11 protein-coding genes are annotated in these 16892 nt (G+C 66.4%); 10 read left to right on the top strand and 1 reads right to left on the bottom strand.

All coding sequences use genetic code 11. The features are described from left to right. The first annotated feature begins 1 nt into the window (after window position 1). Window positions 2–829: an IclR family transcriptional regulator gene (locus RR51_RS09495; protein WP_039613319.1), complete on the top strand. Its 828-nt coding sequence runs from the start codon at window positions 2–4 to the stop codon at window positions 827–829. A 102-nt stretch (window positions 830–931) separates the two neighbouring features. On the opposite strand, the gene RR51_RS09490 is transcribed toward RR51_RS09495, so the two are convergent. After that, window positions 932–2785 carry an ABC transporter ATP-binding protein gene (locus RR51_RS09490; protein WP_039613318.1) on the bottom strand — a complete coding sequence of 618 codons (1854 nt, stop codon included), beginning with the start codon at window positions 2783–2785 and terminating at the stop codon, window positions 932–934. Window positions 2786–3130: 345 nt separating this feature from the next. Here RR51_RS09490 and RR51_RS09485 point away from each other — a divergent pair, with 345 nt between their 5' ends. From RR51_RS09485 to bcsC, 9 genes are read left to right on the top strand one after another with little or no spacing between them, the layout of a single operon-like run. Continuing rightward, window positions 3131–4621 carry a BcsE family c-di-GMP-binding protein gene (locus RR51_RS09485; protein ID WP_039613317.1) on the top strand — a complete coding sequence of 497 codons (1491 nt, stop codon included), beginning with the start codon at window positions 3131–3133 and terminating at the stop codon, window positions 4619–4621. After that, the gene (gene bcsF / locus RR51_RS09480; protein WP_039613316.1) at window positions 4618–4803 is read left to right on the top strand and encodes a cellulose biosynthesis protein BcsF; all 186 of its coding nucleotides are present in this window, start codon (window positions 4618–4620) and stop codon (window positions 4801–4803) included. Before RR51_RS09485 ends, bcsF begins: the two co-directional genes overlap by 4 nt. After that, window positions 4796–6415, top strand: a complete 1620-nt coding sequence (bcsG, locus tag RR51_RS09475) for a cellulose biosynthesis protein BcsG (protein WP_039613315.1) — start codon at window positions 4796–4798, stop codon at window positions 6413–6415. Before bcsF ends, bcsG begins: the two co-directional genes overlap by 8 nt. Continuing rightward, entirely contained in the window at window positions 6412–6630 is a 219-nt protein-coding gene (bcsR, locus tag RR51_RS09470; RefSeq protein WP_025339608.1) for a cellulose biosynthesis protein BcsR, read from the top strand. Before bcsG ends, bcsR begins: the two co-directional genes overlap by 4 nt. Beyond that, window positions 6627–7334 carry a cellulose biosynthesis protein BcsQ gene (gene bcsQ / locus RR51_RS09465; RefSeq protein ID WP_039613314.1) on the top strand — a complete coding sequence of 236 codons (708 nt, stop codon included), beginning with the start codon at window positions 6627–6629 and terminating at the stop codon, window positions 7332–7334. The genes bcsR and bcsQ overlap by 4 nt, the downstream gene beginning before the upstream one ends. Further along, the gene (gene bcsA / locus RR51_RS09460) at window positions 7331–9940 is read left to right on the top strand and encodes a UDP-forming cellulose synthase catalytic subunit (protein ID WP_039613313.1); all 2610 of its coding nucleotides are present in this window, start codon (window positions 7331–7333) and stop codon (window positions 9938–9940) included. The genes bcsQ and bcsA overlap by 4 nt, the downstream gene beginning before the upstream one ends. Next, window positions 9940–12219 carry a cellulose biosynthesis cyclic di-GMP-binding regulatory protein BcsB gene (gene bcsB, locus RR51_RS09455; RefSeq protein ID WP_039613312.1) on the top strand — a complete coding sequence of 760 codons (2280 nt, stop codon included), beginning with the start codon at window positions 9940–9942 and terminating at the stop codon, window positions 12217–12219. Before bcsA ends, bcsB begins: the two co-directional genes overlap by 1 nt. After that, window positions 12219–13334 carry a cellulose synthase complex periplasmic endoglucanase BcsZ gene (gene bcsZ / locus RR51_RS09450; RefSeq protein WP_039613311.1) on the top strand — a complete coding sequence of 372 codons (1116 nt, stop codon included), beginning with the start codon at window positions 12219–12221 and terminating at the stop codon, window positions 13332–13334. Before bcsB ends, bcsZ begins: the two co-directional genes overlap by 1 nt. After that, window positions 13322–16840, top strand: coding sequence for a cellulose synthase complex outer membrane protein BcsC (gene bcsC, locus RR51_RS09445; RefSeq protein WP_039613310.1), 3519 nt, complete (start codon window positions 13322–13324; stop codon window positions 16838–16840). Before bcsZ ends, bcsC begins: the two co-directional genes overlap by 13 nt. The last annotated feature ends 52 nt before the right edge of the window (window positions 16841–16892 follow it).

Below are 16892 nucleotides of genomic sequence, written 5' to 3'. Positions count from 1 at the left end.
AATGGATTCCGATAAACGAAATGAGCAGGCCAAGGAAGTAGGTGTCAGTGCAGTGTCGCGTTTGTTCGCCGTGTTGCGTGCGCTGGGAGATTGCGGTGGCGAGGGCGAGAAGGTCAGCCAACTGGCGCAGCGGGTTGGCCTGGCGCAACCCACGACCCACCGCCTGCTGCGCAGCCTGATTGAAGAAGGCATGGTCGACCAGTGCGCGACCAGCAAGCGCTACCGGCTGAGCCTGGATTTTTTTGCCTTGGCGGCCAAGGCAGGGCAAGCCGGCAACCTGCGCGATGTGGTGCGCCCCAGCCTGCTGCGGCTGTCGGCCTCGCTGGGCGATTCGCTGTTCCTGCTGGCGCGCTCGGGGTTCGATGCGGTGTGCCTGGACCGCAGCGAAGGGCCATACCCGATTCGTACCTTCACCGGTGATATCGGCGGCCGTGTGGCCTTGGGGGTGGGGCAGGGCAGCCTGGCAATCCTGGCCTTCCTGCCGGAGGAGGAGCGCGACGAGGTGATCCGCTACAACCTGCCGCGGCTGAAGGATTTCCACCATTACGACGAAGTCATGCTGCGCGCCGAAATCGACAATGTGCGCAGCCTCGGCTATGCCGGGCGCAATACCGGAGTGCTCGATGGCATGGCCGGCCTGGCGGTGCCGATCCTCGATCGTAACGGCCATGCGGTGGCGGCCCTGAGCGTGGCGACCATCAGCGACCGCCTGGGGCCCAACCGTATGCCGACCGTGGTGGCGCTGCTCAAGCGCGAGGCGGCGGCGATTGGCGAACGGGTCAACCCGTTCGACCCGGTGCTGCGCCGGCCTTCGCACGTGTTTGGTTGAGGGCCAGGATTGAGCTCAGTCCATCGTCGCGATGGAAACTGATGGAGGTCGACGCATGGCACCGGCTTTGCCGGTGTTCGCCGGGCCCGCTCCCATACAGGCCTACTCCATCGCTTCGGCCACGCCCTGGTCCTCACCCAGGAACCCGCCGCTCTGGTGCTGCCACAACCGCGCATAAGTACCGTTCTTCGCCAGCAGTTCCGCATGGGTGCCTTGCTCGATGATGCGCCCTTCATCCATCACGATCAGCCGGTCCATGGCGGCAATCGTCGACAACCGGTGGGCGATGGCGATGACGGTCTTGCCTTGCATCATTTCATCCAGGCTCTCCTGAATGGCCACTTCCACTTCCGAGTCCAGCGCACTCGTGGCTTCGTCCAGCAGCAGGATCGGCGCGTTCTTCAACATCACTCGGGCAATGGCGATGCGCTGGCGCTGGCCACCAGACAGCTTGATGCCGCGCTCTCCCACCAAGGTGTCGTAACCCGTGTTGCCCTGGCGGTCGCTGAGCTGGCTGATGAAACCATCGGCCTGGGCATTGGCCGCAGCGGCGCGGATCTGCGCTTCGGTGGCATCGGGGCGGCCATAGGCGATGTTGTCGCGAATCGAGCGGTGCAGCAGCGAGGTGTCCTGGGTGACCATGCCGATCGCCGCGCGCAGGCTGTCCTGAGTGACCTTGGCCACGTTCTGCCCGTCGATGCGGATTTCACCACGGTCCACGTCGTAGAAGCGCAATAGCAGGTTGATCAAGGTGGACTTGCCGGCGCCGGAGCGGCCGACCAGGCCGACTTTTTCGCCCGGGCGAATGTGCAGGCTCAGGTCGTTGAGCACCTGACGCTCGCCGTTGTAGTTGAAGCTGACCTTGTCAAAACTCACCGCGCCCCCTGTGGTTACCAGCTCCACAGCATCCGGCGCATCCTTTACCTTGGGGCCGCGGGTGAGGGTGGCCATACCGTCCTGTACGGTGCCGATGTTTTCGAACAGCGAGGTTATCTCCCACATGATCCAGTGCGACATGCCGTTGATACGCAAGGCCATGGCGGTGATCGCCGCCACCGCCCCGGTACCGACCTGGCCCTGGTGCCACAGCCACAGCGCATAGCCACCGGCAGCGATGATCAAGCCCACCACCAGCGCCTGGTTGACGATTTCGAACTGGCTGACCAGACGCATCTGGCGAAAGCCGGTCTGCTTGAAGTCCTCCATGGCCGCGCGCGCGAAGTGCGCTTCGCGGTTGGCGTGCGAGAACAGCTTCACCGTGGTGATGTTGGTGTAGGCGTCGGACACCCGCCCGGTCATCGACGATCGCGCATTGGCCTGCTCCTGGCCGACTTTGCCCAGGCGTGGCACGAAATACAGCATGGCCAGGCCGAACAGTACGACCCAGGCAATGAATGGCAGCATGAGTTTCAGGGCAAAGCCACCGGCCAAGGCAATGATCGCGATGAAGTACACCCCGATCCCGGGCAGGATCTCGATGATGGTGAACAACACATCGCGCACCGCCAGTGCCGTCTGCATCACCTTGGTGGTGACCCGACCGGAAAACTCGTCAGAAAAGAACGACAGGCTCTGGCGTAGCATCAGCCGGTGAAAGTCCCAGCGCAGCCGCAGCGGCAAGTTGATCGCCAGCACCTGGTGCTGAACCATGGTGCGCAGCGCCACCAGCCCGATGCTGACCAGCAGGACGATGCCGATACCCCACAGCACCCGGGTTTCTTCGGGGCCGACGGCACCGCCGGCCTGCCAGGCCGAGAGCAGGTCCACGACCTGGCCGAGAAAGGCGAACAGCCAGGCTTCGTAGATCGATACCCCGGCACTGAGCAGCGCAAGCGCCAGGATGTAGCCGCGTGCGCCCCGGGTGCAGGCCCACATGAAGCGCAACAGGCCAACCGGTGGCGGTGGTACCTCATCAGGTGGGAAGGGATCGAGCCAGCGCTCAAAGATGCGAAGCATGCTTGTCTCCGGAAAATCAATTCTTGCCTGGCCGGTGACCATGTCACGCAGCGATATGTCCGCTGTCGCCATGGCAGGCTTGGGCTGCAATGCAGCCCCAGTCAAGCCGGCAACCTTAACTGACAGACACTGACCCAACGGTCGTTGTTAACAAAACTTTGCAATTTATTACATTCTGCTTGATTGCATTTTGCCTTTGTGCTGTAGAATTGACGTGTTTTGAACTGGTCTGCCTGATTTGTCGTTTTTTTGACGTGCATCATCAGAGACTAGTGATGGATCAGTCATAGTTACCTTTCACCCGCTTCAATTTACTTTTTCAGAGCCAGTGTTTTGACGAATGGAATGCCGTGGTTGGCTATTTCAGGCTTAGGCGCCGAAAGCAGCCAGCTTCATGTACAGGGACTGTATTGGTTGGCCTGTGACAGCGCAGAAGACGCCATCTTGCTATGCCGCCAGGTGGTTGGGGGGCTGCCCGAGCACGTTCGGGCAGCCCTTGTCGCCGATGCGCAAGCCATCGGTGATGTGCTGGGTGCGCTCGATGCCGCGCAGGGCCCCGGCGCGCTGGCGCTGTACGAAGCCAACCCGCAAGCCGTCTGGCATCTGGGCGATGACCTGCCGCGTATCGACGCCGCCGGGCGGGTGCTGGTGCTGCTTGCGCCTGCAGACGTCTGGGGTGCCGGCAACATCGAAAACTGGTGCAACGCGCTGCGCCCGGTCTTGTCGGCCGAGGCCGCGCTACTGCTGGTCATCAGCAGCGGCCAGAGTGTCGGGCTGGTAGAGCGCCTGCGGGCGTTCAACCAGGGCGTAGATGGCCTGGCCCAGGTGTACCGCGGCAAAGGCGGGGTGCGCTACCTGCAGCATTTCTGGAGCAACTCGCTCGGCAAAACCGGTACGCGCGATGTGGAACTGATGCGGCTCGAAGCGGGCTTCGCCGCCCTCGGGGTGCCGCAGGCACCCAGCGACACCGGTGGCGACGAACTGTTGTGCCTGGCCCAGCGCCCGGTACTGGAAGGTGCGCCAGCCTTCTCTGAGCACTGGCAGGTCTGCGAGAGCCTTGAGGAGCTGGGTGCCAAAGCAGGCAGGGCGGTTTCCGCCACGGTCATCTTTGCCATGGACGGCGGGCAGCGCCTGGATAGCCTGGCGCGCCAGTTGCACCGCTTGCGCCAGTTGCGTGGCAGTGCCCTGAAGCTGGTGGTGCGCGAGATGGCACCGACCCTGCGCTACCAGGATGAACAACTGCTGCTGGCCTGCGGGGCCAGCCAGATCGTGCCGTTCGGTGCCAGCCTGTCGCGCTTCCTGACCATGGTCGAGAGCATCCAGGGTTACCTCTGGCGGCGGCGCCTGCCAAGCGATTTCGATGCCTTGCTCGCACGCCTGCGGCCGCTTGCCATCTGCGGGCTGGTGGCGCCGCGCGCGTTCGCCGAAGCGGTGCAGACCATGTGGCACGGGGTGCGCAACGGAGAAATCGCCCACCAGTTGCTGGTGTTGCGCCCGGCCCCTGGGCTGACCCCGCTGCAAGCTTGCTCGCGCACGGTGTTCCGCCGCGACGGCGATATCGCCTGCGTGGTGGGCGATGTGCTGTTCCTGTTCCTGTTCGCCTGCCGCTCCGAAGGCGTCGAGCAAGCCCTTGACCACATCTTTCAGTTGTCGTGGAAAGAGTTGTTCATCAGCCAGGAGGTGCTTGCCGGTGTCGACAGCCTGGCCACCCCAGCCTTCCTCGACGATAGCGTGCCACAGCCACCCCGGCTCGACGCGGCGGCGCAGCTGCCCGCCCAGGCCAGGCCGGCCCTGGCACCGCGCCGGGTGGCCCTGGGCAAGCGGGGTACGGCATGAACTTCGTGCAACTGCTGCAAGTGGTCGGCATCACGGCGCTGGTCACCTTGGCGCTGGCCCTGCTGCTGTTGCGCCTGCGCGCCACGCTGCGCGGCTGGTTGCGCCGCCGCCTTCCACCCCGTTACCTGAAACCGCTGGGCGTACGCCACCGCGCTGCACGCCAGGAACCCCGTAATGACTAATACATCCGCCACCCTCCCGGTACCGGCCCGCTGGCCTGGACTGGGAGGGTGGAACCTCTATTTCCTGGCCAAGTTCCTGTTGGTCGCCCTTGGCATGCTCGACTTCCAGGCGCTGCCGAACCTGTTGTTCGCCGCGTTTCTGCTGCTGCCGTTGCCGGGCAAGTGGCTGCGAATCGCGCGGCAACTGGTGGCCGTACCGGTCGGCATCGCGTTGTTCTACCAGGACACCTGGCTGCCGCCCTTCAGCCGCCTGCTGGCGCAGCCGGGAGTGTTCGATTTCTCGTGGGACTACCTGCTCGAACTGCTCGGCCGCTTCATCAACTGGAACCTGCTGGGCGCGCTGGCGCTGTTGCTGGTGGGTTACCTGTACCTGCGCCATTGGCTGCGGCTGAGTACCTTGAGCCTGCTGGGGCTGGCATGGCTGGCGGTCGGAGGCCTGCCAGCGCTGGGGTTCAATGCGGGCCAGGCGCCTGGCGCCGCGGCTGCCAGCCCCACCGAGCAGGCGCAGGCCAACGCGGTTGCCGACAATGCCACGCTCGACAGCTGGCTCGAGCGGTTCTTCGCCAGTGAGCGTGAACGGGTGACAGCATTCCCGGCCATGAAGGCTGATGAGCAGCCGTTCGACCTGCTGGTAATCAACATCTGCTCGCTGGCCTGGGATGACCTGTCCGCCGTCGGGCTGCGTGACAACCCACTGTTCTCGCGCCTGGACGTGATCTTCGACCAGTTCAACTCGGCCACGTCCTACAGCGGGCCGGCCGCCATCCGCGTGCTGCGTGCCAGCTGCGGGCAGTCGTCCCACACCGGCTTGTACCAGCCTGCCCCGGAGCAGTGCCTGTTGTTCCAGAACCTGGCCAGGCTCGGCTTCCAGAGCAACACCTTGCTCAACCACAGCGGCCGCTTCGACAACTTCATCGGCGATATCACCCAGCAGCACATGCCGCAACCCGGCCTGCGCAATACCGACTTCCCGCGGGCACTGGTCGGCTTCGACGGCTCGCCGATCGCCAGCGACCTGGAGGTGCTGCGCCGCTGGTGGGGACAGCGCAAAGGCGCGCCGGCCGAGCATGTGTCGCTGTTCTACAACAGCATCAGCCTGCATGATGGCAACCGTATCGTCACCGCCGACGGCGGTACCCGCGTGGCCGATTACGCCACCCGCGCCACCCGGCTGTTCGGCGAGCTTGGCAGCTTCCTCGATGAACTGGAGCGCAGCGGCCGCCGCGTGGTCGTGGCCATTGTCCCGGAACATGGCGCCGCGCTGCATGGCGATCGCATGCAGCTGTCGGGCATGCGTGAAATCCCCACCCCATCGATTACCCATGTGCCGGTCGGCTTGAAGTTCATCGGCATGGGCCAGCCTGCCCGCAGCGAGCCGCTGCATGTCTCGGCACCCACCAGCTACCTGGCGCTGTCCGAGCTGATCTCGCGCGTGTATGCGGGCCTGGGCCAGCAGCAACTGCTGGATGTGCCCAGCCTGCTGAGCGACCTGCCGACCACCGAACAGGTCGCGGAAACCGCAGGTGCGCAAGTACTGAACTACCAGGGGCGCGCCTACATGCGCCTGCAAGGCCAGCCCGACTGGCAGCCTGTCCCGAAGGAGCGCCCATGATCACTGGCAAGGCAGACCCTGCCGACCGCAGCGACGATATCGCCCAGTTGCGCCAGCACCTGGACATGCCGGACCTGAACTACCAGGACATCTCGTTGCTGGTGGGTGTCCAGCAGGCCTTGCAGCGCTGGCCGCTGCTGGGTGAAAGCTGTCGGAGCAGCGCCCAGGGCACCTTGTACACGGCGGCGCCGCGGCGCCAGGTGCTGTCGCCATGACCAGCCTGGCGTTGCACGGCGTTCGTGGTGGCCTGGGGCGCAGCGCCTTGCTGGCCGCGCTGGGGCATGCGTTGCAAGGCGTAGGTGAGCGGGTGCTGCTGGTCGACCTGTGCCCAAGCAACCTGCTCGGCCTGCACTTCAATCTGCCCCTCGACACGCGCGAGGGCTGGGCGCTTGCCGAGCGGGAAGGGCGGCCATACAGCGATGCCATGTACGAGGTGCTCGATGGCCTGTGCCTGATGCCGTTCGGCAATCTGCCTGCCGGCACGCGGCCGCCGTTGCCCGATGCAGAAGCCTGGCGCGCGCGCCAGGCCGAGCTGGCCGAACACTTCGACTGGTTGCTGTTCGACCTGCCGCAGCTGCCGGCCGGTGCCGCTGACCAAAGTGTCGAGACTGATGTGCGGGTGTTGGTGGCCGAGGCCGAAATGGCCAGTCATCTGCTGCTCGGGCGCCGGCAGGTCGAGCACTACGACCTGTTGCTGGTCAACCGCTACGACCCCGCCAGCCGCTTGCAGAGCGACCTGCTGATGGTGTGGCGCGACCTGTTCCGAGATCGCCTGCCGATCCAGGTGGTGCACCGCGACGAGGCCTTCCTCGAGGCCCTGGCGTGCAAGGCACCGCTTGGCCACTACGCGCCGCAGAGCCTGGCTTGCCGGGACGTGCAGAGCCTGGCGGTGCGCTGCCTGACGAGGCGCCAGTCGTGACCCTGACCCCTCTGTCGGCCTACGCCTGGTTCCGCACACGTGGGGCGCGGCAGCCGGTTGCGTGGCTGTTCACCCTTGGCGTGTGGCTGGCCTTCCTGTTCCTGCGCCTGGAGTCGCCTGCCTGGCAAGCCCTGTTGGCCGAGCGGCAGCGGCTGTACCCGCAACTGGCGGGCAAGCGCCCAAGCCTGGGCGACCCGCTGCGCCTGCTGATCCAGAGCCTGTGGTTGCTGGTCCGGCGCCAACCGCTGCCACGCGAACCGGGGTTTGCCCGCCGTGCCTGGAGTGCAGTGCGTGCGCAGCTGCGCGGTATGCGCCAGGTGCTGCGCCGTTACCATGGCCTGCTGATCGACCGCCTGCAGCAGCTGCCTGCGCGCTACCGCGCCAGCGCTTTCAAGCAGCAAGCCTCGGCACGCCTGCGGGGCTTGAGCGTGTTCGCCCGGTGGGTTTTCTACAGCGTGCTGACCCTGGGCGCCATCGGCCTGGCCGTGCTGTGCGTGACCGAACCGTTCGGCTACCTGGCGCAGCTGGTGTTCATCTGCCTGCTGCTGGGCATTGCCCTGCTGGTGCGGCACATGCCGGGCCGCTTCCCGACCCTGATGCTGATCGTGCTGTCGACGCTCATCTCCTGCCGCTACCTGTGGTGGCGCTACACCTCGACCCTGAACTGGAACGACACCACCGGGCTGGTGTGCGGGTTGATCCTGCTGGCGGCAGAAACCTATTCGTGGTTCGTGCTGATCCTGGGCTACATCCAGACCAGCTGGCCGTTGCAGCGCAAGCCGGCGAACCTGCCGGCAAATCCGGCGCACTGGCCGACCGTCGACCTGATGATCCCCACCTACAACGAAGACTTGTCGGTGGTGCGCACCACGGTGCTGGCCGCCCTGGGCCTGGACTGGCCGCGCGAGCGCCTGCGCATCTATATCCTCGACGACGGCCGGCGCGAGGCGTTCCGTGCGTTCGCCGACGAAGTGGGGGTGGGCTACATCGTGCGGCCGGACAACAAGCACGCCAAGGCCGGCAACCTCAACCATGCGCTGGGCGTGACCGACAGCGAGCTGATCGCCATTTTCGACTGCGACCACGTGCCGGTGCGCTCCTTCCTGCAAATGACAGTCGGCTGGTTCCTCAAGGACTCGAAACTGGCATTGGTGCAGACGCCGCACCATTTCTTCTCGCCCGACCCGTTCGAGCGCAACCTGGGCTCGTTCCGCCGTCGCCCCAATGAAGGCGAGCTGTTCTACGGCCTGATCCAGGATGGCAATGACATGTGGAACGCGGCGTTCTTCTGCGGCTCGTGTGCCGTGCTGCGCCGTACCGCGCTGGAGAGCATCGGCGGTTTCGCCGTCGAAACCGTGACCGAAGATGCCCATACCGCCTTGCGCATGCACCGCCAGGGTTGGTCATCGGCCTACCTGAGCATTCCGCAGGCGGCCGGCCTGGCCACCGAGAGCCTGTCGGCGCACATCGGCCAGCGCATTCGCTGGGCCCGGGGCATGGTGCAGATCTTCCGTACCGACAACCCGCTGTTCGGCCGTGGGCTGAGCCTGTTCCAGCGGGTGTGCTATGCCAACGCCATGCTGCACTTCCTGGCCGGCCTGCCACGGCTGGTGTTCCTGACTGCGCCGCTGGCGTTCCTGTTGCTGCATGCCTACATCATCTACGCCCCGGCGCTGATGATCCTGCTGTACGTGCTGCCGCACATGATCCACGCCAGCCTGACCAACTCGCGCATGCAGGGCAAGTACCGGCAGACCTTCTGGGGCGAGGTCTACGAGACCGTGCTGGCCTGGTACATCGCCCGCCCGACCACGGTCGCACTGTTCGCGCCGAAGAAGGGCAAGTTCAACGTCACCGCCAAGGGCGGCCTGATGGAGCAGGAGCAGTTCGACTGGCGCATCGCCCAACCCTACCTGTGGCTGGCGGCGCTCAACGTGGCCGGCCTGGGCTTCGCCGTGTGGCGCCTGTTCACCGGCCCGGCGGCGGAAATCGGCACGGTGATCGTCAGCTCGCTGTGGGTGATCTACAACCTGCTGATCATCGGCGCCGCTGTCGCCGTGGCTGCCGAAGTGCGCCAGGTGCGCCGCGCCCACCGGGTGCAGATGCGCTTGCCGGCGGGGCTGGTGCTGGCAAGCGGTCACGCCTACCCCTGTACCCTGGTCGACTACTCCGACGGCGGTGTCGGGCTGCAATTGCACCGGGGCCTCGAGTTGCAAGCGGGGGAGCGGGTACGCCTGCTGCTCAACCGCGGCCAACGCGAGTTCGCCTTCCAGGCCTGTGTCACCCGTACCGTCGGGCAACACGTGGGCCTGGTGTTCCATGACCTCGGCCAGCAACAGCGTATCGACCTGGTCCACTGCACCTTCGCCCGCGCCGATGCCTGGCTGGGCTGGAGCGAGCAGCACGAGGTCGATCGCCCGCTGCGCAGCCTGGTCGACGTGCTGAAGCTGGGCGGTGTCGGTTACCTGCGGCTGGTCGAACACTTGCCGCCATGGGTGCGGGCGTGGCTGCGCCCACTGCACGCGCTGGCGAACTGGCTGGCCAGCTACAGGCCCCGCACACCGCAGCCTGTCCCTTCCTTGAACCCTGTTGATCGAGACGCATGATGACTGGTTATCCCGCGCGTACCTGGGGCCTGGCGATGGCGCTGCTTGCTGCCTTGTCGCAAAGCGCCGCTGCCGCCTCTGTCGCCCCGCTTGCCGAGCCAGCCGTACCCACGGTACCGAACTGGCCGGTTGCGAAAACCTTCGAGCAGCTCGGGCATGCCTCCGACAGCCTGCTGCAGGGGGTGCGCAACAGCGAGCATATCGAATTCGGCCTGCGGCGCGACCGCCTAGCCACCGACGCCAGCCTGCAGCTGGACTACACGCCATCGCCCGCACTGTTGCCGAACCTGTCGCACCTGCGCGTGTACCTGAATGACGAACTGATGGGCGTGGTGCCGGTGGAAAAGGACCAGCTTGGCCAGCGCGTGCGCCGTCAGCTGCCGCTGGACCCGAAGTTGCTCAGCGATTTCAACCGGGTACGTCTGGAGTTCGTCGGGCATTACACCGACATCTGCGAAGACCCTGCGCACAGCGGCCTGTGGCTGAACCTGAACCGCAAGAGCCAGGTGCAGCTGCACGAACAGGCCCTGGCCCTGGACAACGACCTGGCGTACTTCCCGCTGCCGTTCTTTGATGTGCGCGACACCGGCAAGGTAACGCTGCCGGTGGTGTTCAGCGGCGTGCCCAGCCTGGGCGAGCAGCGTGCGGCGGCGATCCTGGCGTCCTACTTCGGCAGCCAGGCCGGTTGGCGCAAGGCGACTTTCCCGGTGCTGTACGACAGCCTGCCGGCCCGTGGCGACAAACCCACGCCGAGCATCGTGTTTGCCAGCAACGACCGTCGCCCGGCCTTCCTTGCCGACCTGCAGCAATTCCCGCCGGTCGACGGCCCGGTGCTGCAGATGATCGACCACCCGGACGACCGCTTCAGCAAGGTGCTGCTGGTGCTGGGCCGTAACGACGATGACCTGGTCAAGGCCGCCTCGGCGCTGGCGGTTGGCAACAACCTGTTCCGCGGTGCCCGGGTGAAGGTCGAGCAGATGACGGCACTGCAGCCGCGCCAGCCCTACGATGCGCCGAACTGGACACGCACCGACCGCCCGGTACGCTTCGCCGAGCTGCTCGATTATCCCGAGCAGCTGCAGGTCAGTGGCCTGCAACCGCGGCCGGTGACGCTGGAGCTGAACCTGCCGCCGGACTTGTTCGTCTGGCGCAACCAGGGCATTCCGCTGCGTACGCTGTACCGCTACACGGCCCCGGCAGTGAGCGACGAATCGCGCCTGAGCATCAGCGTCAACGACCAGTACATCACCAGCATGCCGCTGGTGGGCAATGACCGGCGCGGCGGTACGCTCGAGGAAATGCGCCTGGCAGTGTTGTCCGGTGACAACAGCGCATTGACCGAGAAGTCGCTGGTACCGGCGTTGAAGATCGGCGACCGCAACCGCCTGCGCTTCGATTTCAGCTTTGCCAGCACCCTGGGCAGCGCCCAGCGCGACCGCTGCCAGACCTCGTTGCCAGTGGATGTGCGCGCGGCGATCGACGACAACTCGACCATCGACCTGTCCGGTTACCACCACTACATCGCCATGCCCGACCTGCGCGCATTCGCCCGCAGCGGCTTCCCGTTCAGCCGCATGGCCGACCTTTCCGAAACGCTGGTCGTCATGCCGGCCAAGCCCACGGCGATGCAGGTGGGCACCTTGCTCGATGCGGTTGGCGGGCTGGCCGGGCAGATCGGCTACCCGGCGCTTGGCCTGCGGCTGGTCGATGACTGGAAGCAGGCCGCAGCGGTCGATGCCGACTTGCTGCTGCTCGGCAGCCTGCCCGAGGCCCTGGGGGATGCGCCCAACCTTGGCCTGCTGCTCAGTACCCAGCGGGACTGGCTGCTGCAGGGCCGTAGCACAGGGCTGCCGGGCAGCCAGCGCTTCGATACCGCGCCGGTGGCCGCGAGCAGCCGTGTGGCAGTCAGCGCGCAGGCGCCGATTGCGGCCATCACCGGGCTGAAGTCGCCATTCCACGAGCAGCGCAGTGTCGTCGCCCTGCTGGCCAACAGCGATAGCGACCAAGCGTTGCTGCGCGATGTGCTCGGCGATGTGGGCAAGCTCGATGCGGTGGCCGGCTCGGTGACGCTGGTGCGCAGCAGCGGCGTCACCAGCCAGTTCGTCGGCGAGCACTACTTTGTAGGCGCGCTGCCGTGGTGGCTGCTGCTGTGGTTCCACCTGTCCGAGCACCCGGTGCTGCTGGCGGCGATCGCGGCCATTTGCGTGGTGCTGTTTGCCTTCCTGTTGTGGCGGGCACTGCGCTGGGCAGGCAAGCGCCGCCTGGGTGAGGCGGGGTGATGATGCGTCAGTTGCTGGTGGGGCTGGTCGCCTTGGGCCTGCCCGTCGTCACGAGTGCGGCACCGGCTTGCCCATGGCCGGCCTGGGACCGCTTCAAGGCCGAACTGGTGAGTGTCGACGGTCGGGTCATCGACCCGAGCGACGAGCGCCTGATCACCACCTCGGAAGGGCAGAGCTATGCGCTGTTCTTCGCCCTGGTGGGCAATGACCGGCAAGCCTTCGCGCAGTTGTTGCGCTGGACCGGCAACAACCTGGCGGAGGGTGACCTGGCCCGGCATCTGCCCGCTTGGCTGTGGGGCCGTAACGGCCAGCAGCAGTGGCAGGTGCTGGATGCCAACAACGCCAGCGATGCCGACCTGTGGATTGCCTACAGCCTGCTCGAAGCCGGGCGGCTGTGGGACGAGCCGGCCTACACGCAGCTGGGCCAGCGCCTGCTGTGGCGTATCGCCGCGCAGACAGTGCGCAAGCTGCCGGGCCTGGGGGTAATGCTGCTGCCGGGGGACTATGGCTTCGAGGATGCCCGCGGCGCCCGCTTGAACCCCAGCTATTTGCCGCTGCAGTTGTTCGATCGATTCAGCCTGGTCGACCCGTTGTGGGGCGAGCTGGCGGCCAACACGCGGCGTTTGTGGCTGGCTTCGTCGCCAAAGGGCTTTGCCCCGGACTGGCTGCTGTGGACGCCAGCCGGTGAACTGGCAGCGGACCCGCAACATGGCAGTGAAGGTGACTACGACGCCATCCGCGTCTACCTGTGGGTCGGCATGCTGGCCAAGGACGCGGCAGGGCGTGCCGAGCTGGTGACCCACTACGCCCCGATGGCGGCATTGACCGCGCGCCAGGGGCTGCCGCCAGAGCATGTGGATGCGCACAGCGGTGTTGCCAGCGGCCATGGCCCGGCGGGTTTCTCTGCGGCGTTGCTGCCGTTGCTGGCAGCATCGCCGGAGCACGTCGCGGGCCTGGCGGCCCAGCGTCAGCGCCTGCGCGAACAGCCAGTCGAAGCCAAGGCCTATTACAGCCAGGTGCTGGCGCTGTTTGGCCAGGGCTGGGACCAAGGCCGTTACCGTTTTGACTCGCACGGCCGCCTGTTGCCGGCCTGGAGCGCGCCATGCAGCGAATGATCGGCGTGCTGATGCTGGCGGCAGTGACCTGCCAGGCCACGGCACAACCCAAGGATGCCGGCGAACAGCGCCAATGGCTGCTGGACCAGGTGCGTCGCGGCGAGGCTCTGCATCGTGACGACCTGGTGCGCGATGCACTGGGGCGGCTGCAATTGCTCGAGCCGCGCAACCCGGATGTGTTGCTGGCGGCCCTGAGCCTGGCATTGCGCGAGAAGAACAGCACCGAGGCCGAGCAGTTGAGTGCGCGGATCAGTGCCATCGCGCCTGGCAGCTTGCAGGCACGCCAGGCCAGGCGCCTGCTCGAGCTGCAGCAGCCGGAGCGCATGCGGCAATTGCAGCAGGCCCGCCTGCTGGCGGTTACAGGGCGCAATGAAGAGGCGCTGGCGGCCTATGAACAGTTGTTCGCTGGTGAACCGCCAAGCCTGGAATTGGCCCTGGACTACTGGCGCGTGCGCGGCAATCTCCCAGGCCAGCGCCCTGAAGCGATCAGGCAGCTGCAGCAGCTGGACCAGCAGTACCCGGGCAGTGCCGGGCTGCGCCAGACCTTGGCCGGTTGGCTGTTCGCCGAAAATCGCGACCGCGAAGCCTTGGCCTTGCTCGACCAGCTGTCGCGCGACCCTGGCGCACGAGATGCCGCTGCCCAGCGTGAGTTCGACTACCTGTCCGGGCAAGCGGTGAGCGCCGCCAGCGCGGCGGCCTGGCAAGCGTTCCTCCAGCGTTACCCGGCCTCACCGTTGCAGGCGCAGGCCAGCGAGACCCTGCAACAGCAGCGTAAACTGTTGGCCGACCCGTCCTGGCAGGCAGGTCAAAGGGGCAAGGCGTTGCTTGAAAAAGGCCGTAACGCTGAAGCCGAAGCACAACTGCGCCGGGCGCTGCGCCAGTATCCGGATGATGCCAGCCTGCAGGGTGCACTGGGCTATGCGCTGATGCGCCAGAGCCGCTACGAAGACGCCAATGCGGCGTTCCGGGCGGCAAGTGCCAAGGAGCAGGACACCTACTGGATCAGCCAGTGGAAGGACCTGGAGTCGTCCAGCCAGTATTGGGCCCTGCTCAGCAAAGGCGAGCGGGCACTGCAGGCGAAAGACATGCACGCTGCCCGCGGCTTCTACCAGCAGGCACGCCAGCAGCGCCCGAAGGAGGAGTACGCCTTGCTGGGCCTGGCGGATGTCTCGCTGGCCGAGGGCGATACAGCGGCCGCCGAGCGGCAATTCCTGCAGGTTCGGCGCATGGCACCAGATAACGAAAGTGCCGTGCGCGGCCTGGTGCGTGTGTACCAGGCGCAATCGCCCGACAAGGCGCGGGCGTACCTCGACAGCCTGTCGCCTCGGCAGCAAGCGCAGTTCGCCAGCCTGCGCCGCAGCCTGGAACTCGCACACCTGCGCCAGCAAGGTGACCAGGCCATGCAGCGTGAGGACTGGGCGGCGGCCAGCCAGGCGCTGGGCCGGGCCACGGCCTTGGCCCCCGATGAGCCCTGGCTGGTCTACCAGCTGGCCAGCAGCTTGCGCCACCTGGGGCGCACCGCCGAAGCCGACGCGGCATTCGCCAGCATCGTGCAGCGCCAGCCGGGCGACCCATCTACCCGTTATGCCCATGGCCTGTTCCTGGAGTCCAGCGACCGCGATGCGCTGGCCCTGGACAGCCTGGGCGCGGTGCCGCAGGGGGCCTGGAGCGCTGACATGCATGCACTGGAGCAGCGTATCCGCCGCCGCATGACCCTCGCCTCGGCGCAGCAGCTGCAGGCGCAAGGCCGTACGGCTGAAGCGACCCGCCTGCTCGAGGCCAGCCTGGCGCGTGGCGAAGGCAGCACCGACGACCTGATGCTACTGGCTGACTGGGCGGCGGCCAATGGTGAGCCTGGCAAGGCGCGCGGTTATTACCAGCGTGTGCTTGCCGTGCAGCCTGGGCAACCCCAGGCACGCCTTGGCGTGATCGAAAGCGCGGTGGCCGAAGGCAACCTGGCACAGGCCCGGCACATGCTGGCTGTGCAGGTACCGCAACTGGCTGCCGATGACAGCAACGCCCAGCGGCGCCTGGCGGCTGTCTGGGTCGCCTTGGGCGAATACGACCAGGCGGCCAGAATGCTCGACCAGATCGCAGCGCAGCAGCCTCGCCCCGATCCCTTGTTGCGGCGCGACGCTGCCCGCCTGGTCGCGCAGGATGAGCCGCAACGGGCGCTGGACCTTTACGCCGCAGCGATGGCCGATGCGCAGTTGCTCGAACGTACTGCCGTGTCGCCACGGGACGACCGTGCACTGACGCTGGCCAGCCGTGAGCAGGATGACGACGACTGGCTGGCACGCAGCCTGCGCAGCGACCTCGATGCGCTGTATCGCCAGCGCAATACCCATGTGACGTTGATGCACGACTACGGTTGGCGCGAGGACGACGGTACGCCGGGCACGTCCGAACTGAGTACCCAGTCGACCTTGCTGCATGTCGATACCCCCTGGCAGGACGGCACCGCCTTTGCGCGGGTGGAGCGCATCGGCATGGATGCGGGGTCGTTCGAGCAGAACGACCAGGGACGCTATACCCCGGATTTCGGCACCTGTCAGTTTGTTGGCAGCACCGCTGACGGGAGGTCGCTCCCCGCGTGCAAGGGCGGTTCGCAAACGGCGGACGGTAGCGTGCTGGCGCTGGGCTGGCAGGGCAGCCGCTGGGCCTTCGACCTGGGCACTACCCAGGGCTACGCGATCAACAACTGGTTGGGTGGCGCTACGGTCAACGGTGACCTCGGCCAGCTTGGCTGGTCGCTGACCGCTTCGCGGCGGCCGATGAGCAACTCGCTGTTATCGTTTGCCGGGGCACGTGACCCGCGCACGGGCGTGCGCTGGGGTGGGGTCACGGCCAATGGCGCCACGCTTGGCCTGAGCTGGGACCAGGGCGGTGACAATGGCGTCTGGGCCAGCCTCGGGCACCACTGGCTGTATGGCGAAAACGTCGCCGACAACCAGCGCACCCGGGCCATGGCCGGCTGGTACCATCGCGTGGTGGAAAAAGCCGATGAGCGTGTGCGCGTGGGCCTTACGTTGATGCACTGGCGTCACGACAAGGATCTGGGCGGCTACAGCCTGGGGCAGGGCGGCTACTACAGCCCGCAGCGCTACACATCGGTGGGTGCGCCGGTCAGTTATGCCTGGCGCAACTACGACTGGTCGGTGCTGCTGGAAGGCTCCGTCAGCTGGTCACAGGCCCACAGCGGCCGCAGCCGGCTGTATCCGGACACGCACGTCAACCGCAAGGTGCTGACACAGTATGACGTTGGCTCCAACATCGACGCCATGAACGACGCCAGCGACAGCAGCGGGCTGGGCTACCGCCTGCGCGGGCTGTTCGAGCGGCGCCTGAGCGACCGTTGGGTGTTGGGCGGCGGCTTCGACTGGCAGCACAGCGACGACTATGCGCCTAGCCATGGCATGCTCTACCTGCGCTACCTGTTCGAGCCGTGGCGGGGCAACCTGGCGCTGCCGGTGACGCCGCTGGAGCCCTATAGAGAGTGGCGTTGATTCCGAATGCAGACGCTGTGTGCGGATTTACCCGTGAAGAGTCGGGCCTGCA

The organism is Pseudomonas sp. C5pp, assembly GCF_000814065.1.
Classification (GTDB): Bacteria; Pseudomonadota; Gammaproteobacteria; order Pseudomonadales; family Pseudomonadaceae; genus Aquipseudomonas; species Aquipseudomonas asiatica.
This window is presented reverse-complemented; position numbering and strand designations above follow the sequence as displayed.